The sequence below is a fragment of the Allocoleopsis sp. genome (genome assembly GCF_036703385.1).
GTDB lineage: Bacteria > Cyanobacteriota > Cyanobacteriia > Cyanobacteriales > Coleofasciculaceae > Allocoleopsis.
Window position 1 is genome coordinate 1 of record NZ_DATNPA010000157.1, and the last position, 16,184, is coordinate 16,184.

Annotated in this window: 13 protein-coding genes and 1 tRNA gene; 7 read left to right on the plus strand and 7 right to left on the minus strand. The window is 47.8% G+C overall.

Annotation, left to right across the window (positions count from 1 at the left end):
- Positions 1-200 precede the first annotated feature (200 nt).
- Positions 201-1,994 (plus strand): aspartate--tRNA ligase, encoded by a 1,794-nt coding sequence (aspS, locus tag V6C93_RS07910; RefSeq protein ID WP_333476123.1) that lies wholly within the window; start codon positions 201-203, stop codon positions 1,992-1,994.
- Positions 1,995-2,499: 505 nt separating this feature from the next.
- On the opposite strand, the gene fba is transcribed toward aspS, so the two are convergent.
- The 3 genes from fba to V6C93_RS07925 all read right to left on the minus strand — a co-directional run bounded on the left by fba (position 2,500) and on the right by V6C93_RS07925 (position 4,740).
- A complete protein-coding gene (gene fba, locus V6C93_RS07915; protein ID WP_333476111.1) occupies positions 2,500-3,579 on the minus strand; it encodes a class II fructose-bisphosphate aldolase in 1,080 nt (359 codons plus the stop codon).
- A gap of 146 nt (positions 3,580-3,725) precedes the next feature.
- A tRNA-Lys gene (locus V6C93_RS07920) sits at positions 3,726-3,797 on the minus strand.
- 67 nt (positions 3,798-3,864) lie between these two features.
- Entirely contained in the window at positions 3,865-4,740 is an 876-nt protein-coding gene (locus tag V6C93_RS07925) for an aldose epimerase (RefSeq protein ID WP_349262648.1), read from the minus strand.
- A 339-nt stretch (positions 4,741-5,079) separates the two neighbouring features.
- Here V6C93_RS07925 and V6C93_RS07930 point away from each other — a divergent pair, with 339 nt between their 5' ends.
- From V6C93_RS07930 to V6C93_RS07940, 3 genes are all read left to right on the plus strand, one after another.
- Positions 5,080-5,289: a hypothetical protein gene (locus V6C93_RS07930; protein ID WP_333476113.1), complete on the plus strand. Its 210-nt coding sequence runs from the start codon at positions 5,080-5,082 to the stop codon at positions 5,287-5,289.
- 643 nt (positions 5,290-5,932) lie between these two features.
- On the plus strand, positions 5,933-6,076 hold the full coding sequence (locus tag V6C93_RS07935; protein WP_333476114.1) for a hypothetical protein: 144 nt from the start codon (positions 5,933-5,935) through the stop codon (positions 6,074-6,076).
- 245 nt (positions 6,077-6,321) lie between these two features.
- Complete coding sequence (locus V6C93_RS07940) at positions 6,322-6,633, plus strand: DUF6679 family protein (RefSeq protein WP_333476115.1); 312 nt, start codon at positions 6,322-6,324, stop codon at positions 6,631-6,633.
- Between the two features lie 251 nt (positions 6,634-6,884).
- On the opposite strand, the gene V6C93_RS07945 is transcribed toward V6C93_RS07940, so the two are convergent.
- Complete coding sequence (locus tag V6C93_RS07945; protein WP_333476116.1) at positions 6,885-8,522, minus strand: MBL fold metallo-hydrolase; 1,638 nt, start codon at positions 8,520-8,522, stop codon at positions 6,885-6,887.
- 838 nt (positions 8,523-9,360) lie between these two features.
- Between V6C93_RS07945 and V6C93_RS07950 the strand changes: the two genes are divergently transcribed.
- Positions 9,361-10,029 (plus strand): DNA-3-methyladenine glycosylase, encoded by a 669-nt coding sequence (locus V6C93_RS07950; protein WP_333476117.1) that lies wholly within the window; start codon positions 9,361-9,363, stop codon positions 10,027-10,029.
- Between the two features lie 16 nt (positions 10,030-10,045).
- Here the strand turns inward: V6C93_RS07950 and V6C93_RS07955 are convergent, their stop codons facing one another.
- Positions 10,046-10,663 (minus strand): sporulation/spore germination protein, encoded by a 618-nt coding sequence (locus V6C93_RS07955; RefSeq protein WP_333476118.1) that lies wholly within the window; start codon positions 10,661-10,663, stop codon positions 10,046-10,048.
- Between the two features lie 920 nt (positions 10,664-11,583).
- On the opposite strand from V6C93_RS07955, the gene V6C93_RS07960 reads away from it, so the two are divergent.
- Together V6C93_RS07960 and mgtE are read left to right on the plus strand one after the other, a co-directional pair.
- Complete coding sequence (locus V6C93_RS07960) at positions 11,584-12,312, plus strand: ABC transporter permease subunit (RefSeq protein ID WP_333476119.1); 729 nt, start codon at positions 11,584-11,586, stop codon at positions 12,310-12,312.
- 281 nt (positions 12,313-12,593) lie between these two features.
- Positions 12,594-13,949, plus strand: coding sequence for a magnesium transporter (mgtE, locus tag V6C93_RS07965; protein WP_333476120.1), 1,356 nt, complete (start codon positions 12,594-12,596; stop codon positions 13,947-13,949).
- 154 nt (positions 13,950-14,103) lie between these two features.
- On the opposite strand, the gene V6C93_RS07970 is transcribed toward mgtE, so the two are convergent.
- Together V6C93_RS07970 and V6C93_RS07975 are read right to left on the minus strand one after the other, a co-directional pair.
- Positions 14,104-14,964, minus strand: coding sequence for a nitrate ABC transporter ATP-binding protein (locus V6C93_RS07970; RefSeq protein WP_333476121.1), 861 nt, complete (start codon positions 14,962-14,964; stop codon positions 14,104-14,106).
- A gap of 130 nt (positions 14,965-15,094) precedes the next feature.
- Positions 15,095-16,184: CmpA/NrtA family ABC transporter substrate-binding protein (locus V6C93_RS07975; RefSeq protein ID WP_333476122.1), on the minus strand; the 1,090-nt coding region annotated here is incomplete at its 5' end.

Sequence of the window (16,184 nt, forward strand, 5' to 3'; positions counted from 1 at the left end):
AGCATTTTGTTTGGTTGAGCTTTAACTTTTGGCTGGATTTATCTTAAGCGCCGCCTACTCAATTTGAGGGAGGCGGCTATTGGCTTGAAGATTTGGCATAATCCTGTACTGTTGAGTGACCCGGATGGCGCTTATTATAGACTTCAGGCTTGATGCCTAAAATTTCCCATCCTCAAGCCAAAGTTACTGAATCAGCTACTATGCGAACTTATTATTGCGGCGAAATTAGAAAGGAAAATATTGGAGAGACAGTTACCCTATGTGGATGGGTAGACCGTCGCCGCGATCACGGGGGTGTGATTTTTTTAGATTTGCGCGATCGCTCCGGGCTTGTCCAAGTTGTGAGTGACCCCCAGCGCACCCCAGATTCCTACAAAGATGCAGAGGCCTTGCGGAATGAATACGTTGTTAAGGTTACGGGTCGAGTCACGACGCGTCCAGAAGACTCTCTGAACCCCAAACTGCCGACTGGCGAGGTAGAAGTTTATGCGGATCAGATCGAACTGCTCAATAGTCTCAGCAAGCAGCTACCCTTCCAGGTTTCAACGGCGGATACTTCAGAAATCCGAGAAGAGTTACGGTTGAAGTATCGCTATTTGGACTTAAGACGCGATCGCATGAGCCGTAATCTGCAACTGCGTCACCAAGTCGTCAAAGCGATGCGCCGCTACCTAGAAGATGAGCAAGGTTTCATCGAGGTTGAAACTCCAGTCCTCACCCGTTCCACCCCTGAAGGTGCCAGAGATTATCTGGTACCCTCTCGTGTCAATCCAGGGGAGTGGTACGCCCTACCCCAATCCCCCCAACTCTTCAAGCAGTTGTTGATGGTATCCGGTTTTGACCGATATTATCAGATTGCCCGTTGCTTCCGAGATGAAGACCTCAGAGCTGACCGACAGCCAGAATTTACTCAATTGGACATGGAAATGAGCTTCATGTCCCAGGAAGAGCTTCTCCAGCTCAATGAAGAGTTAGTTTCTTACATCTTCAAAACTGTTAAAGGTATCGAGTTGCCACGGCCTTTCCCACGCCTCACTTATGCTGAAGCAATGGAGCGCTACGGTAGTGATAAACCAGACACACGCTTCGGGTTAGAACTCGTTAACGTTTCTGATTTGCTCAAAGACTCTGGTTTTAAAGTCTTTTCCAGTGCTGTTGCCAGTGGGGGCATTGTCAAAGTGTTGCCCATTCCTGGCGGCAATGAGGCAATTTCCAACGTGCGGATTAAAACCGGTGGTGACTTATTTAAAGAAGCCTGTGAAGCTGGTGCCAAGGGTCTTGCCTATATCCGAGTGCGCGATGATGGTGACATCGACACAATTGGAGCCATTAAAGACAACCTAACCGATGCACAAAAGCAGGAATTGCTGGTACGTACAGGAGCTAAACCCGGTCATCTTTTGCTATTTGGAGCGGGTGCAGCTGATATGGTTAACAAAACTCTAGACCGACTGCGCGGTGCGCTTGCTCGGGAACTGGGATTAATTGACCCGGATAAGATTAATTTGCTTTGGGTAACAGACTTCCCCATGTTTGAGTGGAATGCGGATGAGAAACGCTTAGAGGCGTTGCATCACCCGTTTACCGCTCCTCACCCCGATGATTTGGCTGACTTAAAAACCGCCAGAGCACAAGCCTATGACTTGGTTTACAACGGTTTTGAAGTGGGCGGCGGGAGTCTGCGGATTTACCAGCAGGACATTCAACAGCAGGTGTTTGAAGCGATCGGTTTGTCAGCAGAGGAAGCTCACAATAAGTTTGGGTTTTTGCTGGAGGCGTTTGAATATGGCGCACCCCCTCATGGCGGGATCGCCTACGGGTTAGACCGGTTAGTGATGCTGATGGCTGGTGAAGAATCGATTCGGGATGTGATTGCATTCCCGAAAACACAGCAAGCGAGTTGTCTGCTTACTGATGCTCCGGCTGCGGTGGATGCAAAGCAGCTCAAAGAATTGCAGGTTACTTCGACCTATAAACCGAAAAGTAAAGAATAAAACAGGCGCAGGAATTTCTGGTTCTCCTGTTTTGGAAGGCGGGGTATACCTTGCCTTCCCTCCTAACTTGATCAATTAGCTTATTAAGTTATTTACACTGCTGGGCTGGAGTAGTTGTGATCAGCTGTCGTGCCTGGAACAAGCATATCTTCAAGGCGGGTAATAGGTAATGGGAGATGGATTACCTGATAGGGAAAGAATTTCACTCACTGATCAATTCTCGATTACCCATTAGCAATGAGTGCAACTGGTATACGCGACAGCGTATAAATCTATGAAAAGCTCCTAGAGCGCATAAACTAGGAGCTTGTTGTCCTATCGTTAGCACTGCCCTCATTACTTTGGACTTGCCTAATGAAACCTTATCACCCGAAATAGAGTGAATCGTCTATCGAAAGTTATGGTTCTTGAGATACACAAGACGTCAATAAAAAACTGGGTGGCTTTAAGAGCAACCCAGTTTAGTGTTTAAGGCCGACTGAATCAGTTTGCCTGCTCAAATCAATTAAGCGATCGCAGCTTTCTTGATAGTCGCCGTCAGTTCACCTTTAGCATACTTAGCCGCATACTCTTCAAGGCTTACTTGTTTGATCTTGCTCGCATTGCCAGCAGTACCAAACTGCTGATAGCGCTCAGCACAAACTTTTTGCATGTAGGTGATGGAAGGCTTCAGGAAGTGACGGGGGTCAAACTCCTTAGGATTTCCAGCCAACGCTTCGCGTACAGCAGCGGTAATAGCTAGACGGTTATCAGTGTCAATGTTCACTTTCCGAACACCGCTCTTGATGCCTTTTTGAATTTCTTCGACCGGCACACCATAAGTTTCAGGAATGGCACCACCGAACTCGTTAATCATTGCTAGTAGGTCTTCAGGCACTGAAGAAGAACCATGCATTACCAAGTGGGTGTTAGGCAGACGGCGGTGGATTTCTTCAATCCGGCTGATGGCTAAAATTTCACCCGTCGGCTTACGTGTGAACTTGTAAGCACCGTGGCTGGTACCAATCGCAACAGCTAGGGCGTCAACTTGAGTTTGCTCCACGAAGTCAACCGCTTGGTCGGGGTCGGTTAGCAGTTGAGAGTGGTCAAGCTTGCCCTCAAACCCGTGACCATCTTCAGCTTCGCCCATGCCAGTTTCCAAAGAACCCAAGCAGCCGAGTTCACCTTCAACGCTAGCACCGATCGCATGAGCCACTTTTACCACTTCACGAGTTACGTTAACGTTGTACTCGTAGCTGGCTGGGGTCTTTGCATCAGCTTCTAGAGAACCATCCATCATCACACTGGTAAAACCGTTTTTGATGGCGGAGTAGCAAGTGGCAGGCTCGTTACCATGATCTTGGTGCATCACGATGGGAATGTGGGGATAGGTTTCCACCGCAGCCAGAATCAGGTGACGGAGGAAGTTTTCGCCAGCGTACTTGCGAGCACCACGAGAAGCCTGGAGAATCACAGGGCTATCGGTTGCATGGGCAGCCTGCATGATGGCTTGGATCTGCTCCATGTTGTTGACGTTGAACGCCGGAATGCCGTAACCATTTTCAGCCGCATGATCGAGCAGCAGTCGCATTGGTACGAGCGCCATAATAGTCCTCCTAACTTTTGGTTCGTTGTCAGCTTTAATTCTTACGACAATCTTAAGATAGTTTATCAGTTTATAAGCAATTATCTCTAGGCATTCTAAAATAAGCCTTACTAATATAATTAATAATTGCTAGCTATACCTGCCTATGGGTCGCCCGGGATTCGAACCCGAGACCAATCGGTTAAAAGCCGAATGCTCTACCGCTGAGCTAGCGACCCGAAATGTGTGTGTTAAGCACACGATTTCTAACTTTAGCACGACTATAGAAAAAAGGTCAATTAAAAATCACAAGAAATTTACCGTGATGCTGAAAGACGCCTCATAGCTGCCTCCAGGCGGTAATTCGGAGAGATGTTCCCCTGTGTTGAGAGCGTTGCGGGGAGCGCTCCAAGGCTCTAGGCAATAAAAGTTTTTGCCCTTAACCGTCCAAAAGACCAGGGTAGAGTAGAGGTCACTGTAACCCAGTGCGATTTTGAAGGTGCGTCCCTTATCTGTCACACTTGCAGAGCGCTCAGTGATCTGCCGGAAGACCAGATCGAGTTCATCACGGCTTAAATCGAAACTACCCGAAAATTGATGAATTTCTTTAGTAATTTGATCTTGATACTCAGAGGCCGGAATCTCAAACTCTAGTTGGGTCTTATCTGACGTTAAGAAGTAGGGATGCAGACCACTAGAGAAAGGCATTGGATCGTTTGAATGATTGGTGTAGCGCTGCTGAATCTCTAAGGTATTGTCTTTGAGCTGGTAGGTAAAGGCGAGTTGGAAGTCAAAGGGGTAAACCGATCGAGTCTGGTCGTTACTATCGAGGACTAGAGTCAGGCTGACTGGATTTTTGGTAGCCTCCGAGGATTCTGTGACTTTCCAAGGCAAATCACGGGCAAAGCCATGCTGTTTGAGCTGGTACTGTTGACCTTTGTGGGTGTATGTATTGTTGGGTAAATTACCGCAAATGGGGAACAGAAGCGGGATGCCGCCCCGCACGCTTAAGTTAGGGTCAGCAAAGCGATCGCTGTCTAGGTAGAGGATCTCGTGTTCTTGGAGGCTCCAGTGGGTAATGATGGCACCGCGTTCTGGTACGACTTCCAGTCGAGACTGAGCCTGTTCATTAGTGAGAATGTAGGTTTCGTATTGTTTTTGTTGTATTGCGATCGCACACACAGGCGTCTTTCTCCCAAAAAAGCGGCTGTTCATCGGCTAGCTACATCAGAACTTTAACAAACTCTTGTCAGAAAACCACTGTCAGCTTCACCACTTTTTTACAAGGTATTTTTTAGGCTATTGGGATGCACTGATGGTTGGCACTTAGAGTTCTACGCACCTACAGGTGCCACTGTTGCCCCAAGTTAAGTCTTAATTTTAAATTTTTTCCTATATTGTGACATAGATCACAATAAAAACGTGTGGAAAATCACATAGAGCGATTGACACAAATCAATGGTCAGAGGCCCAAAAAGCAGGATATTGTTAACAATCCCCTATTAGCGATGTCCTGGTTTCATGATTCGCACGCTTGTCCAATCGGCTTTTCAAACGGGTTGCCTCAGTGTGGCTTCGGAAGGTCTAATCCGTCAGGTACTGGAAATGAAGGGTTACGAGGCATCAGATTTAGAAGCGCTAACAGCTCTCTATGAGGCCGTGAATTCCGGTCGAATTCAGAGAGAAGCGAGTGATAGTTGTGCGATGACATTGATGCCGCTGAGTCGTTAATACTAGAAGGCTTTACCCTTGCTTTTGCTTGAGTAACCGTTTATGACGAACACTTCAGCTCTTTAATGTGCATCGGCTCAATCTTAACTTAGGGAGACAAGCAGAGCGTTCATCCTGCAAGTTTCCAAGGGGGCAAAGAACTGGAGATGTTCTGAGGGTAAACACCCTCCTGGTCATCTAGGAGCAGCCTGAGGCAACGTACAGCCTTGTAAAGATTGGGGAGACTCTTCGGTGGTGTGATGAGGCACAAGAAGCTGATACAGGGGACGGGTATGCTTCACTAGACACCCTTAGGAGGACAGTTCAACATTGGACAACGATGAACTCTACTGAAGCGGATTTCTCAGCTGTAAGGTGGTGGAGGCAGTAGGGAGGAGAAAGCTGAAACTCCTTTTAGGGTAGCTATCGCGGATATTTAGAGCGTTCTCTGTGGCTATGTTAACCCTCCAGCCAAGAAATCCAGGTCACGATCATCTTAGCGGTGTCCCTTTGGGCGATGAGGTTGAGAAAAAAATAAAAGTACTTACCCTCACCTTCAGCAGATAGCATGAGGAGTATGTCACAATAGCTATGTCTGTACCTCAGACATCCATGTACCCCTAGTAGACCAGGATTTTTACCTGGGAAAAGTGCGCTTGTCGCAATGGCGGAACTCATTTGTGCCTTAGAAAAATTTCGGCTCCCTGCCGATGCCAATTGGTTAAAAATCCCTATCTACTCTCAGGGCAAATTGCTCTCCATCATTGCCTTGCTCAGAGTTTTACAGACTGCTCATGCACTTGAATAAGGATACCCCTAGTTGCTTTCTATCGTTGAAGGTACTAAAGTCACTCTCAAGATTGCTGTTGAATGCAAGCCAAACGTTTAAGCGCTGAAGGGGAACGATCATGGAGGAATCTTACCTTTGAGGATGAGAAACCTACCAGGTTAGCCCCCCGTCAAGCTCAAAAGGAAGCTGTATCCCCTACAAAAGGAACTGCTTGCTTCTTCACATACATATTGGAAGAGTTATTTGCTCAGGAGAAGCCAAATATGCTACACCGCAAGATTTATCAACTTTGTTGCGATGGTCGTGAAATCTGTGTTTTCTTGCGGGACCAGCAACGTTGGATTGAACGCGCTCGAATTGTTGATATAGAAGGCGATTTAGTTACTATTCGTTATGAAACTGAGGAAGAAGATGAACTCAGTTCCTGGGAAGAAATGGTTCGCCTAGAAAGTATTGGTTCTGTAACTCAGAAACTGGCTTCTGTACCGAGAGGGAACTTTGAACCCTTGGTGTCTGACGATTGCCCAGAAGCAGAACAAATCCACCCGCGTTCCCAAGACTCAAATCAAGACTAGTTTCAAAAATGAGTCGCTTGTTGGTTGCCCAAGAGTTCAAATTAACAACCTTTGAATTCTCTAAAAAGCTACAGACAGGATTGCATGAATCCGCAGTAGAATTTCTGACCCAATAGCAAGGCTTTAAGCGAGTCTAAATTCGATCAAAAGTAGCGTAATCCTGAACTTAGCCCAGTGTGGAACATTCTACACTGGGCTAAATGTTGGGTACTGGGCTAAATGTTGGGTTTATTTCAAAGACGCGAAGAGGATTATGATGTCGGTGAGGGGGATTCAGCTGCTTCAAAAACAGGACAGTATCCTTCTGGTGTCACCTTAAAGCCATACAGGGGAGAGGCGGGATTCCAGCAGCGCTGGCCTCGTTGGTGGCGGCAGTTCCCACAGCAGTCGATGTTCACCGGTACCCTAGTATTACTGGCTTGAGTGAGAAGTTCTCGTTGGGACAATCCCCGCAATACAATTTCTTCCCCCTGCCATCTGGCTTCTACCAAACCTGTATCAGCGAAATCTTGCCAGCGAGGGTCAGCCGCGATCGCTTCTGGAAGGGTAATGGTGACCACCGTTCCCAACTCGGTCAGTTCGCCTTCATAGTTCGCTTCTGCGGGGGCTGCCGGTTGGATAAACGTTTCTCCAATTGGCAAGTCTACCAGAGTTCCTGAGGATGGGGAATGGAGGTGGTATCGATTTTGCAACTCCTCTAACCCGGTCAAGTCAGCGAGGTAGGTCGGGGAACCGTGAATAAAAATGACGTGCTGGGGACGGAGATTATGAATTAACTGGGTGGTTCCCAGGCGATCGCCGTGTTGAGCGAGTAGATAAGTTTCGATGTCAGCGAGTTCAACGTTGTCTCTAGTCGGATATCTGGGATGTTCGGGTCGCAGCATGACCGGAGGACTGGCTTCTGGATGCCAGTAGCCGCTCACATCAGCCGCGTCATCGGTGATGACAATACAAGGAGATTGACCGATAGAAGCGAGCTGCCGTTCATCCAATCGACGCACACGAGGGCGTACTCGCTCATCCCAAAATAGGGGTTGATGGCGGGCAAAGTTTTGTACTGATGTAGGGAAATGAGGCAAAAGTTCTAAGTAAGCATCACAACCTGCCGCGACAGAGCCTTCGACCCAAATATCCAGGTTACGGCCTGTGAAGTGGTGATGACTCCGCAGCAGCATCAGGATTTCTTGACCCAGCCCCAAACTGGATACAGGTAGCAAGACGGAGTAGTTTTGTGCGATCGCCCGATCAATTCGTTCTACGAGTTGATTTTCCTGTTGCCGTCGGTGTGGATGTCGCGCCGAGCCGTAAGTGCCTTCTACAATCAGCACATCAGGCTGCATCCCCCGCAAAGACTCAATCGACAATCCCTCCACTAACCGCGAGTTAGATAGGAAAAAATCACCCGTATAAAACAGTCGGTATGTTTTCTTCGGTGTCGTGTAAGTGAGCAAAAAAGCCGTAGCCCCCGGCAGGTGCCCAGCCGGAAATAATTCTGCGCTCAATCCGTCGCAGAATTCAACCGGCGATCGCGAAGGTAATGCCTGACAGAATTTTGGTATTTTTTGTGGCGGCAACTCCGACCAGTTGAGTGGCAAAAGTTGAGTTGTTACTTCGCTGGCGTAGATAGGTAATTGTGGAAAAGCGTGGTGGAGAGCTAGTAACCCCTGAGCATGATCGGAATGGGCGTGGCTGCACAGTACAAAATCTGCTGGTGGATTCGAGCTAGCTTGTAGGGGCGAAATATTCTCCAATCCACAGTCTAGGAGGATGCGGTGTGGCCCCATTTGCACCAATAAACAAACGCCCTCGGCACCATGACCTACAGCATAGGGGAAACAAGCTAATTGATCATCCTCACACAAGGATGCCATTGGGCGTTGATGGCTCATGAACGGTCAGAGAGTCGCACTCAATAATCAGCTATTTACTATTCGCCTTGGGCTTATTGTCCCCGCTCTCGGCGTTAATTGAGTTGGGACAACTGACTACAGATGACTTTTCTGTTGATTAACCCTCCAGAGAGCTGTTGGCTGACAAGATGAGGTAATCCTCTTCCCAACGATGCCTTTTGCCTTTGCGAACATGAGTTTTTTCACCGAACGCTAGTGCGTTCCGCTACGCTAAATTCTTATTTAGCCAAAATCTAATAGCATCACGCGACGTTAGCTTCCCTCACTACCGCTACGCGATCGCGATCGGCAGTACCTATAGCTTTCTGTCCTAGGAAGACTTTTTCTCCTATTCCCCTGCCTGAACGTTAACTCTTGTTCGCTCCCACTTCTAGCGTCTCTCTAGGGGCTTGCGAGGAGAGTTCAACCTCGCTTTATAATTTCACCTGCTATGCAGGTCAGCGAATAGTTGTTCTGTATCCATCGTATCACATTTTTTTGTAATCATAGGATACATACTTTGACTGTTCACATTCGCTAGCCAAGAAAAATTAACTCGCTATAGAGCTTGCGAGTTGCCTATTATTACCAACTTTCTATCTCAACGCCGTGAGGGTAGGACGGCGTAGAAATTCCAGCGTAATTAGCTAGAGCATCATCTTAGTGGGCAGAACCGTTACCGTGATAGTTATCTGAATCGTAAAATCCGTTTTTTGTACCGAAAATCAGGGACGACACTGTAAAAACGATGGTCAGTATCACTAAAACCAGTTTGAAATCCATTTGTTTAATTACCTCCTCTCTCTCAATCCCATACTAAGGACTTAAGGGCTTTTTAATGATGAATCTTGATTTATCATCAGCTCAAATTGTAGAACCGAACTGGCTCGCCCGTCTATCTACTGAGGTGGCACCCGATCTAGTCGGTTGCACGTTGGTGCGTCAGTTCAGTGATGGAACAATGCTGCGGGGTATGATTGTGGAAACTGAAGCCTATGGCCTTAACGACCCAGCCTGTCATGGGTATCGGCGTCGAACACAACGCAACGGTGCGATGTTTGGGCCTGCAGGTCGTACTTATGTTTATTTAATTTACGGGGTCTATTATTGCCTAAATATCGTTACAGATCAGGATGAAGTTCCCAGTGCTGTATTGATTCGTGCTTTGCAGTTAGAGTCTATCCCTAGCTGGATTGAGCCGTGCGATGAGCCTATCCCCCGTACTGCCCAGCAGAACTTGAGCAGTAGGGTGGGACATAACGCGAGAACACAACGTACAAAACTGCATCGACTTGCAGCTGGCCCTGGTAAACTCTGCAAGGCTCTGCAAATTGACTTGACGCTGAATGCTCAACTCTTACAAGTGGGTCAACCCCTGTGGTTGGAACACCGTCCGCCGCAATTTTTCCCCAACCTAATCCAGACTACGCGGATTGGGTTGTCACAAGGAGCGGATTTGCCGTGGCGGTGGTACTTGAAAGACTGCCCAGCCGTTTCTAAGCTGTAGATTACCTTTGCACTTTCTAGATGACAATTTCTTGCCCTCGCTCTGTGAAGCGAACATTCTTAATCTTCAATCGAGAGTTATTAGTTAGGGTTTTACGTAGGCTACCGAAAAGGGCAAATTGTTCGCAGCTAGAGAGGGAAACAAACTGCCGTCGCGAATTGGGCGACAAGCGGAAATCGACGGTGGCGACACGACTTTTTGGGTTAACCTGGACGCGATAGCCAGCCAGATCAAAGTCGCCGGAGTCAGCTTGCCTTAAGACTTGTCCAACAGCGGCATCTACGACACTCGTGGCGGGGACAGCCACTTTTTCCGCAACTAGAGTTTGACACTGATTATCGGCTTGATAGATGTTAAGTGTAACTTTACCCTTGCCTTGGGGACTAGCTCCAGTAGCGTTTAAGGGTTGACTGGCGACAGGTATTTCCTGCTGTGGTTGGGCAGGTGTTGAAGCTGCTCTGGCAGACAACCCTGTGGAAGCCGTACTGCCCGTTTCAGTGGTAGGTGAGTTGGCGTTGTTACTTGGCTGATTGTTGGGAGAAGAGGCACAACTATTGAGACTGAGAACGATTAACCCAGTGATGAGGGGAGTTAAATATTTTTTGAGCCGGTTCATCGCTAAAACATCTGTCATGAGAAGAAGTTGATTAGGGAAGGCTTGGAAATAGTTCAGGGCTAGTCGTCAGTGGAAGGATATAACTGACGACTGAATCAATGCCCTGCGATCAGTTCCCATTTGCCAATTCCCGTTGGGAAATGTAACTGTTAGAGGCTAATATTGACTTACTGATGTCTTGACGCGATATCAGTGAAGATTTCTGTGGTTTTTATGGACCGAAGTCCATCAATTGGTAGTAGCAAGCTCCTGAGCGCCTGATGAGCCTCGGCTCCCAGCGCGAGGGAGCTGAAGGAGATTGTATGCTTACTCAAGACAGTTGTCTTGCACTGTCACATCATGCTGATTATTTTCAGTTCAAGGGGGAACAGGACTTACGCCGATATCCCCCCAACCCTCCGTGACTCCGAGTGATGGAGGTGCTACAACGGCTGACATCCTGGGTATTCAGTAACTGGGGTGAAAATTCTAGGCTTAGCAGCTTTGGACGGGGAAAATAGCAGGTTGGAACTATCTCTAAAAGTTAGGCGATGCGTGCTTACACATTGAAAAGAACTGAGTAGAGTTCCTAAGAACGCGTAGCGCCCGCACGCCGCAGGGAAAGCACAACCAAAGCGTCGGGGAAAGGAAAGCAAATGAGCGGTTTGGCAGAAGCTAATGATCCACCACGCCCTTAATAGAGGTGCATTGTTTCAGGCTTTCCCTCCTCATCTGTGCATCTTTTTAGCCGACATAATCCATATTGTGAACTATTACGGCAATTCGTTTCTTGATTTGCTCCACAAGAATTAGACAAATCAAGATGTTGAGGAGTAAACACTGGAAGTAATCCAAACAACAAAGGTTTCATTCTCTGACACCTAAGTATGTCAAATTAAGGAGGAAAAGCGAATTTTTATGTGACCAAAATCGACTAATCACACCTGGAAGCAATCGCTATGGCTGTCCAAACACAAACAGAGTGTCTCATTACCCTCGAGAACATTAATAAGTCCTACCAACAGCCCAATGCTCAAAATAGACAAATTCTGTATCAGAATTGTCCGTTAGTCGGTTTAAATCCGGGCGTTGCAATTGTCTCTCAAAGTTTTGCTAATTGGCAACCAGTTATTATTGGAGCCATTTTAATGGCTTTGCGTGTGCTTACGCCTCTGGTTCTCTTTTTAACGTGGACGGTGTCCGTCGGGGTAACAATTGACCGAAATCCTCGCTTAGCTCAAATATTACAATTTTTAGTGGCGATTGGGGCTTCTGTTCCAGCAAGGGCGCTGTTTCTCGTTTTGCTCCTCGGTCTCACTCAGATTAACGGAGGTTTGCAAATTGGGTCTATCGTCCTGATGATGTTAGAAACAATGTGGTATGTACTATTTAATGTAATAGCAGGAGAACAGTCGATTCCCTCCGCTCTGTTTGAAATGGTACGGGTCTATAAACTGTCCCGTTGGCAGCGTGGGCAGACCGTGATTCTGCCGGGGATTTTTCCCTATTTGATTACTGGCATTATTCCCGTTGTTGATGGCGATTGGAATGCCAGTAGTGTCAGCGAATATATCGACTTTAAAAGTCGAGGAGTCGAGACGTCAGGTTTGGGTGCAACTATTTCTCAATCGACCGAAACTGGAAATTTTCCATTACTCCTAGCGGCTACCGCCATAATACATATCTGAATGGTGGTGCTCACCAATCGCTTAGTCTGGCGACTTCTTTATCGCTTGGCTCAAGAAAAATATCAATTACTCGCTTAAAGTAACTAAAAATGTACCCGATGAATGACGACAAAATCTCTCAACTACGAATGTTGTATGGACGATTTACTGACTGGTAATTATTGCGATTATCAGTTTTGAATTTATCGATTCTATGGATCGAAGCCCATTCTTTAACAATAGTAATTTCCTGAGTGCTGGATGAGCCTTCTCTCCCGCACAAGGGAGAATTAGGAGGTTTTATGCTTACTCAAGACGTTCGCAATACACTTTTTGATGTTGCTGACTTGAACCAGCTGAAATCAGCATTAAGTCGATTACCTGCGGTGGATGTGGGGGAGTTTATTTCTGATCTGTCCCCAGAACGGAGAGCGATCGCATTTCGCATCCTCAAGAAAGATCAAGCGATTAGTGTCTTTGAATACTTGCCACCAGATATTCAGGAAGAATTAATCGGTTCTCTACACGATACGCAGGTATTTCAGATTGTCGAAGCGATGAGACCTGACGATCGCGCAGAATTATTTGATGAGTTGCCTGCTGGGGTCGTAAAACGGCTTTTACAACGACTCAGTCCCACCGAACGACAGGCGACGGCGCTGATTTTAGGGTATGCCGAAGGCACCGCCGGACGCGTGATGACGACGGAATTCGTACAGTTGCGGGGAGGCTTAACGGTTGGAGAAGCGCTCAATAAGATACGTCTGACTGACCAAGACAAGGAAACGATTTACTATGCGTATGTCACTGATGACAACCATAAACTGGTTCGAGTCGTGTCCCTACGGCAGCTGTTGTTTTCGCTTCCCGACGCCCTCATCCGCGATATTGCCAGCGATCGCTTAATCAAAGCCCGCACTGAAATGCCTCAGGAAGAGGTCGCCCAGCTGATGAAGCGCTATGACTTGCTGGCGCTACCTGTTGTTGACCGCGAAGATCGATTGGTGGGGATTGTCACGATTGATGATGTCGTAGACATCTTAGAGGAAGAAGCGACAGAAGATATTCAGAAACTGGCAGGGGTAAGTGGTGGTGACGAAGCGGCCTTATCCCCTCCCTGGACAACCATTCGCAAGCGCCTACCTTGGTTAGTGGGCGTAATGGGATTGTATATCGGAGCAGCGAGTGCGATCGCTCCGTTTCAAAAGGTGATTTCCCTGGTACCTGTGTTAGCTGTCATCATGCCTATTTTTTCCAATACGGGGGGTACCGTGGGAATTCAAGCGTTAACCGTGACTATCCGAGGGCTGGGAATCGGAGAGGTAACCCCCAAAGATACCTTGAAGATTCTGCGTAAGGAAATTCTCGCCGGTTTTGGCACAGCCCTATCTTTAGGTCTCACTATGATTGGTCTATCACTCATTTGGGCACCTCCCCAAGAACGTTGGGTGGCATTAGTCGCAGGACTAGTCATGGCGATGAATGTCTTTGTAGCGGTCACATTGGGAACATTGCTACCAATGGCAATGAAGCGGCTAAAACTCGATCCAGCACTGATTAGCGGGCCCCTGCTAACCACGATGCTGGATGCTGTGGGTTTTATAATTTTCCTATCGCTAATTTCGGTCTCCTTAAATGTTCTCCATTTAAGTCCCTGACCGAAAATTGGCAGCTAGTCATTTTAGCTCTAAATGTGGGGCAGGCAGGATGCCTACCCCACAATATATTTGATTGACACCAGTGGGATTTGGCTAAAGGTGTTGAGGTTAGATTTGCTAGGGTCGCAGGTAGTAATACCGACTCTATAACAGACTATTCATCGTGAGCAAAGCGGTGGAAGAGGTAGTCCAAAGCGTGATTTCGCAGCTTGTAATATTGTGGGTCTTCCATAATCCGGGCGCGATCGCGCGGACGTGGGAAAGGAATCTCCAGAATCTCACCGATTTTAGCCGCAGGCCCATTAGTCATCATCACCAAGCGATCGGCTAGGAATAGTGCTTCATCAATATCGTGGGTAATCATCAAAACAGTGCAACGATGATCATTCCAAATTTTCAGCAGTTCTTCCTGTAACTCTTCCTTGGTGATGGCATCCAACGCACCGAACGGTTCATCCAGAATTAACACTTGGGGGCGAACCGCTAAAGCTCGTGCAATGGAGACCCGTTGTCTCATCCCGCCAGACATTTGCGGCGGTTTTTTATCAGCTGCTTCTGACAGTCCCACCATTGCTAGATGTTCCCGCACGATCGCTCTTTTTTCAGCCTGAGATTTGTTAGGGTGAACAGCGTGAACAGCTAAGTAGATATTTTCAAAAGCAGTCCGCCAAGGCAAGAGAGCATAGTTTTGGAAAACTACCATTCGGTCTGGCCCTGGCTTGGTAATGCGCTTCCCTTGCACTCGCACTTCTCCCTCAGTGGGAAAGGCAAAACCCGATACCATGTTGAGGAGCGTTGATTTGCCACAACCCGAGTGACCAATCACACAAATAAATTCGCCTTCGTCTACCGTCAGGTTAACGCCGTCGAGTACGGTGAAAGAGCCTTTCTTGGTCGGATAGACCTTGGAAACATTCTCAATGGTTAGGAAGGACTGACGCTTAGCGGCAGTTGCTGCCGACTGTCGCGCTTTAACAGTTGAGGTATCGCTAAAACTGAGAGGGCGGTTAAGCATCGGTTTGGTTGTAATAAAGGGTTGAAGGTTGAGGGTTGAAGGTTGAAGGTTGAAGGTTTAGAGGTTGAAGGTTTAGAGGTTGAAAAAACGGGTTAAACTGCTAACCTGCAACCCCAAAACCTGCAACCCTCTAAGCGGCTACACTAGGACGTGAATCGAGGACAACTTCCGCGATGCTAAAATCGCGTTTGATCTTCAGGCTGTTGAGATAGCTAATCGGGTCTTCGGCATTAAAGGGGATACCGTCAAATAGTTGAATCCCGCCTTTGGTGTAACTAATATCAACTAGACCCAGTTCTCGTGCGGCGATGCTGAACACACGCACTCGACACACCCGTTCCAGGATTTCCACCCAGTTTCTGGGGAAGGGAGTGTGGTCCCAACGCGCCAACTGGGTCATGTGCCAAAGTTGCTCGGTGCGACTAGGGCGATTGACGCCTTCTCCGTAGAACAGGTGATGCGCATACTCGCGCATGGGTTTATCCAGGCTACAGGTAGAGGCGTTGGGGTCTCCCATGTGAATATAGTTAAGATCGGTACTCACATACTCCCGTCCAGCTGTAATCTGACGTACCTCTTCGTCATTGGCTGGATCGGCACAGTACCGACAAGCCTCTAGCATCGCTTTGACTAAGGCAATATGGGTGTTGGGATAAGTGTCCGCCCAGTCTTCGCGCACACCCAGTACTTTTCCTGGATGTCCAGGCCAAAGCTCTAAATCTGTGGCTACCGTAAAACCAACTCCTTCCATCGCCGCCCGGATGTTCCAGGGTTCCCCTACGCAGTAACCATCGAGGCTTCCCGCTTGCAGATCGACGACCATCTGGGCTGGAGGGATAGTCTTGAGTTCTATATCCCGGTCTGGGTCGATACCACCAGCCGCCAACCAGTAGCGCAGCAGCAGATTGTGCATCGAGGAGGGATGAACCATCCCCATTCTGTGCTGTTGAGCTGGGGAATCCAACAGCATCTTTTTAAAATCAGTGAGGGTATGTATCCCCTGGTCGTAAAATCGCTTATCTAGGGTAATGCCATTGCCATTGCGAGTCATGGTTAGGGCAGTGACGACTGGCAAGGGTCGGATGTCATTTCCTCCCAAGGTTAACCACAAGGGCATCCCGGATGGCATTTGGGCGGCATCTAAATAGCCACCGCTCATGCCATCGACAATGCCGCGCCAGCTGGTTTCACGCACAAGGTTAACTTCGTCTAAGCCATGT

Coding starts and splice junctions, on each gene's coding strand:
- fba (WP_333476111.1), bottom strand. CDS start 3,579: ATGGCGCTCGTACCAATGCGACTGCTGCTCGATCATGCGGCTGAAAAT.
- aspS (WP_333476123.1), top strand. CDS start 201: ATGCGAACTTATTATTGCGGCGAAATTAGAAAGGAAAATATTGGAGAG.
- V6C93_RS07970 (WP_333476121.1), bottom strand. CDS start 14,964: ATGCTTAACCGCCCTCTCAGTTTTAGCGATACCTCAACTGTTAAAGCG.
- V6C93_RS07950 (WP_333476117.1), top strand. CDS start 9,361: ATGATGAATCTTGATTTATCATCAGCTCAAATTGTAGAACCGAACTGG.
- V6C93_RS07960 (WP_333476119.1), top strand. CDS start 11,584: ATGGCTGTCCAAACACAAACAGAGTGTCTCATTACCCTCGAGAACATT.
- V6C93_RS07935 (WP_333476114.1), top strand. CDS start 5,933: ATGGCGGAACTCATTTGTGCCTTAGAAAAATTTCGGCTCCCTGCCGAT.
- V6C93_RS07955 (WP_333476118.1), bottom strand. CDS start 10,663: ATGACAGATGTTTTAGCGATGAACCGGCTCAAAAAATATTTAACTCCC.
- V6C93_RS07930 (WP_333476113.1), top strand. CDS start 5,080: ATGATTCGCACGCTTGTCCAATCGGCTTTTCAAACGGGTTGCCTCAGT.
- V6C93_RS07940 (WP_333476115.1), top strand. CDS start 6,322: ATGCTACACCGCAAGATTTATCAACTTTGTTGCGATGGTCGTGAAATC.
- mgtE (WP_333476120.1), top strand. CDS start 12,594: ATGCTTACTCAAGACGTTCGCAATACACTTTTTGATGTTGCTGACTTG.
- V6C93_RS07945 (WP_333476116.1), bottom strand. CDS start 8,522: ATGAGCCATCAACGCCCAATGGCATCCTTGTGTGAGGATGATCAATTA.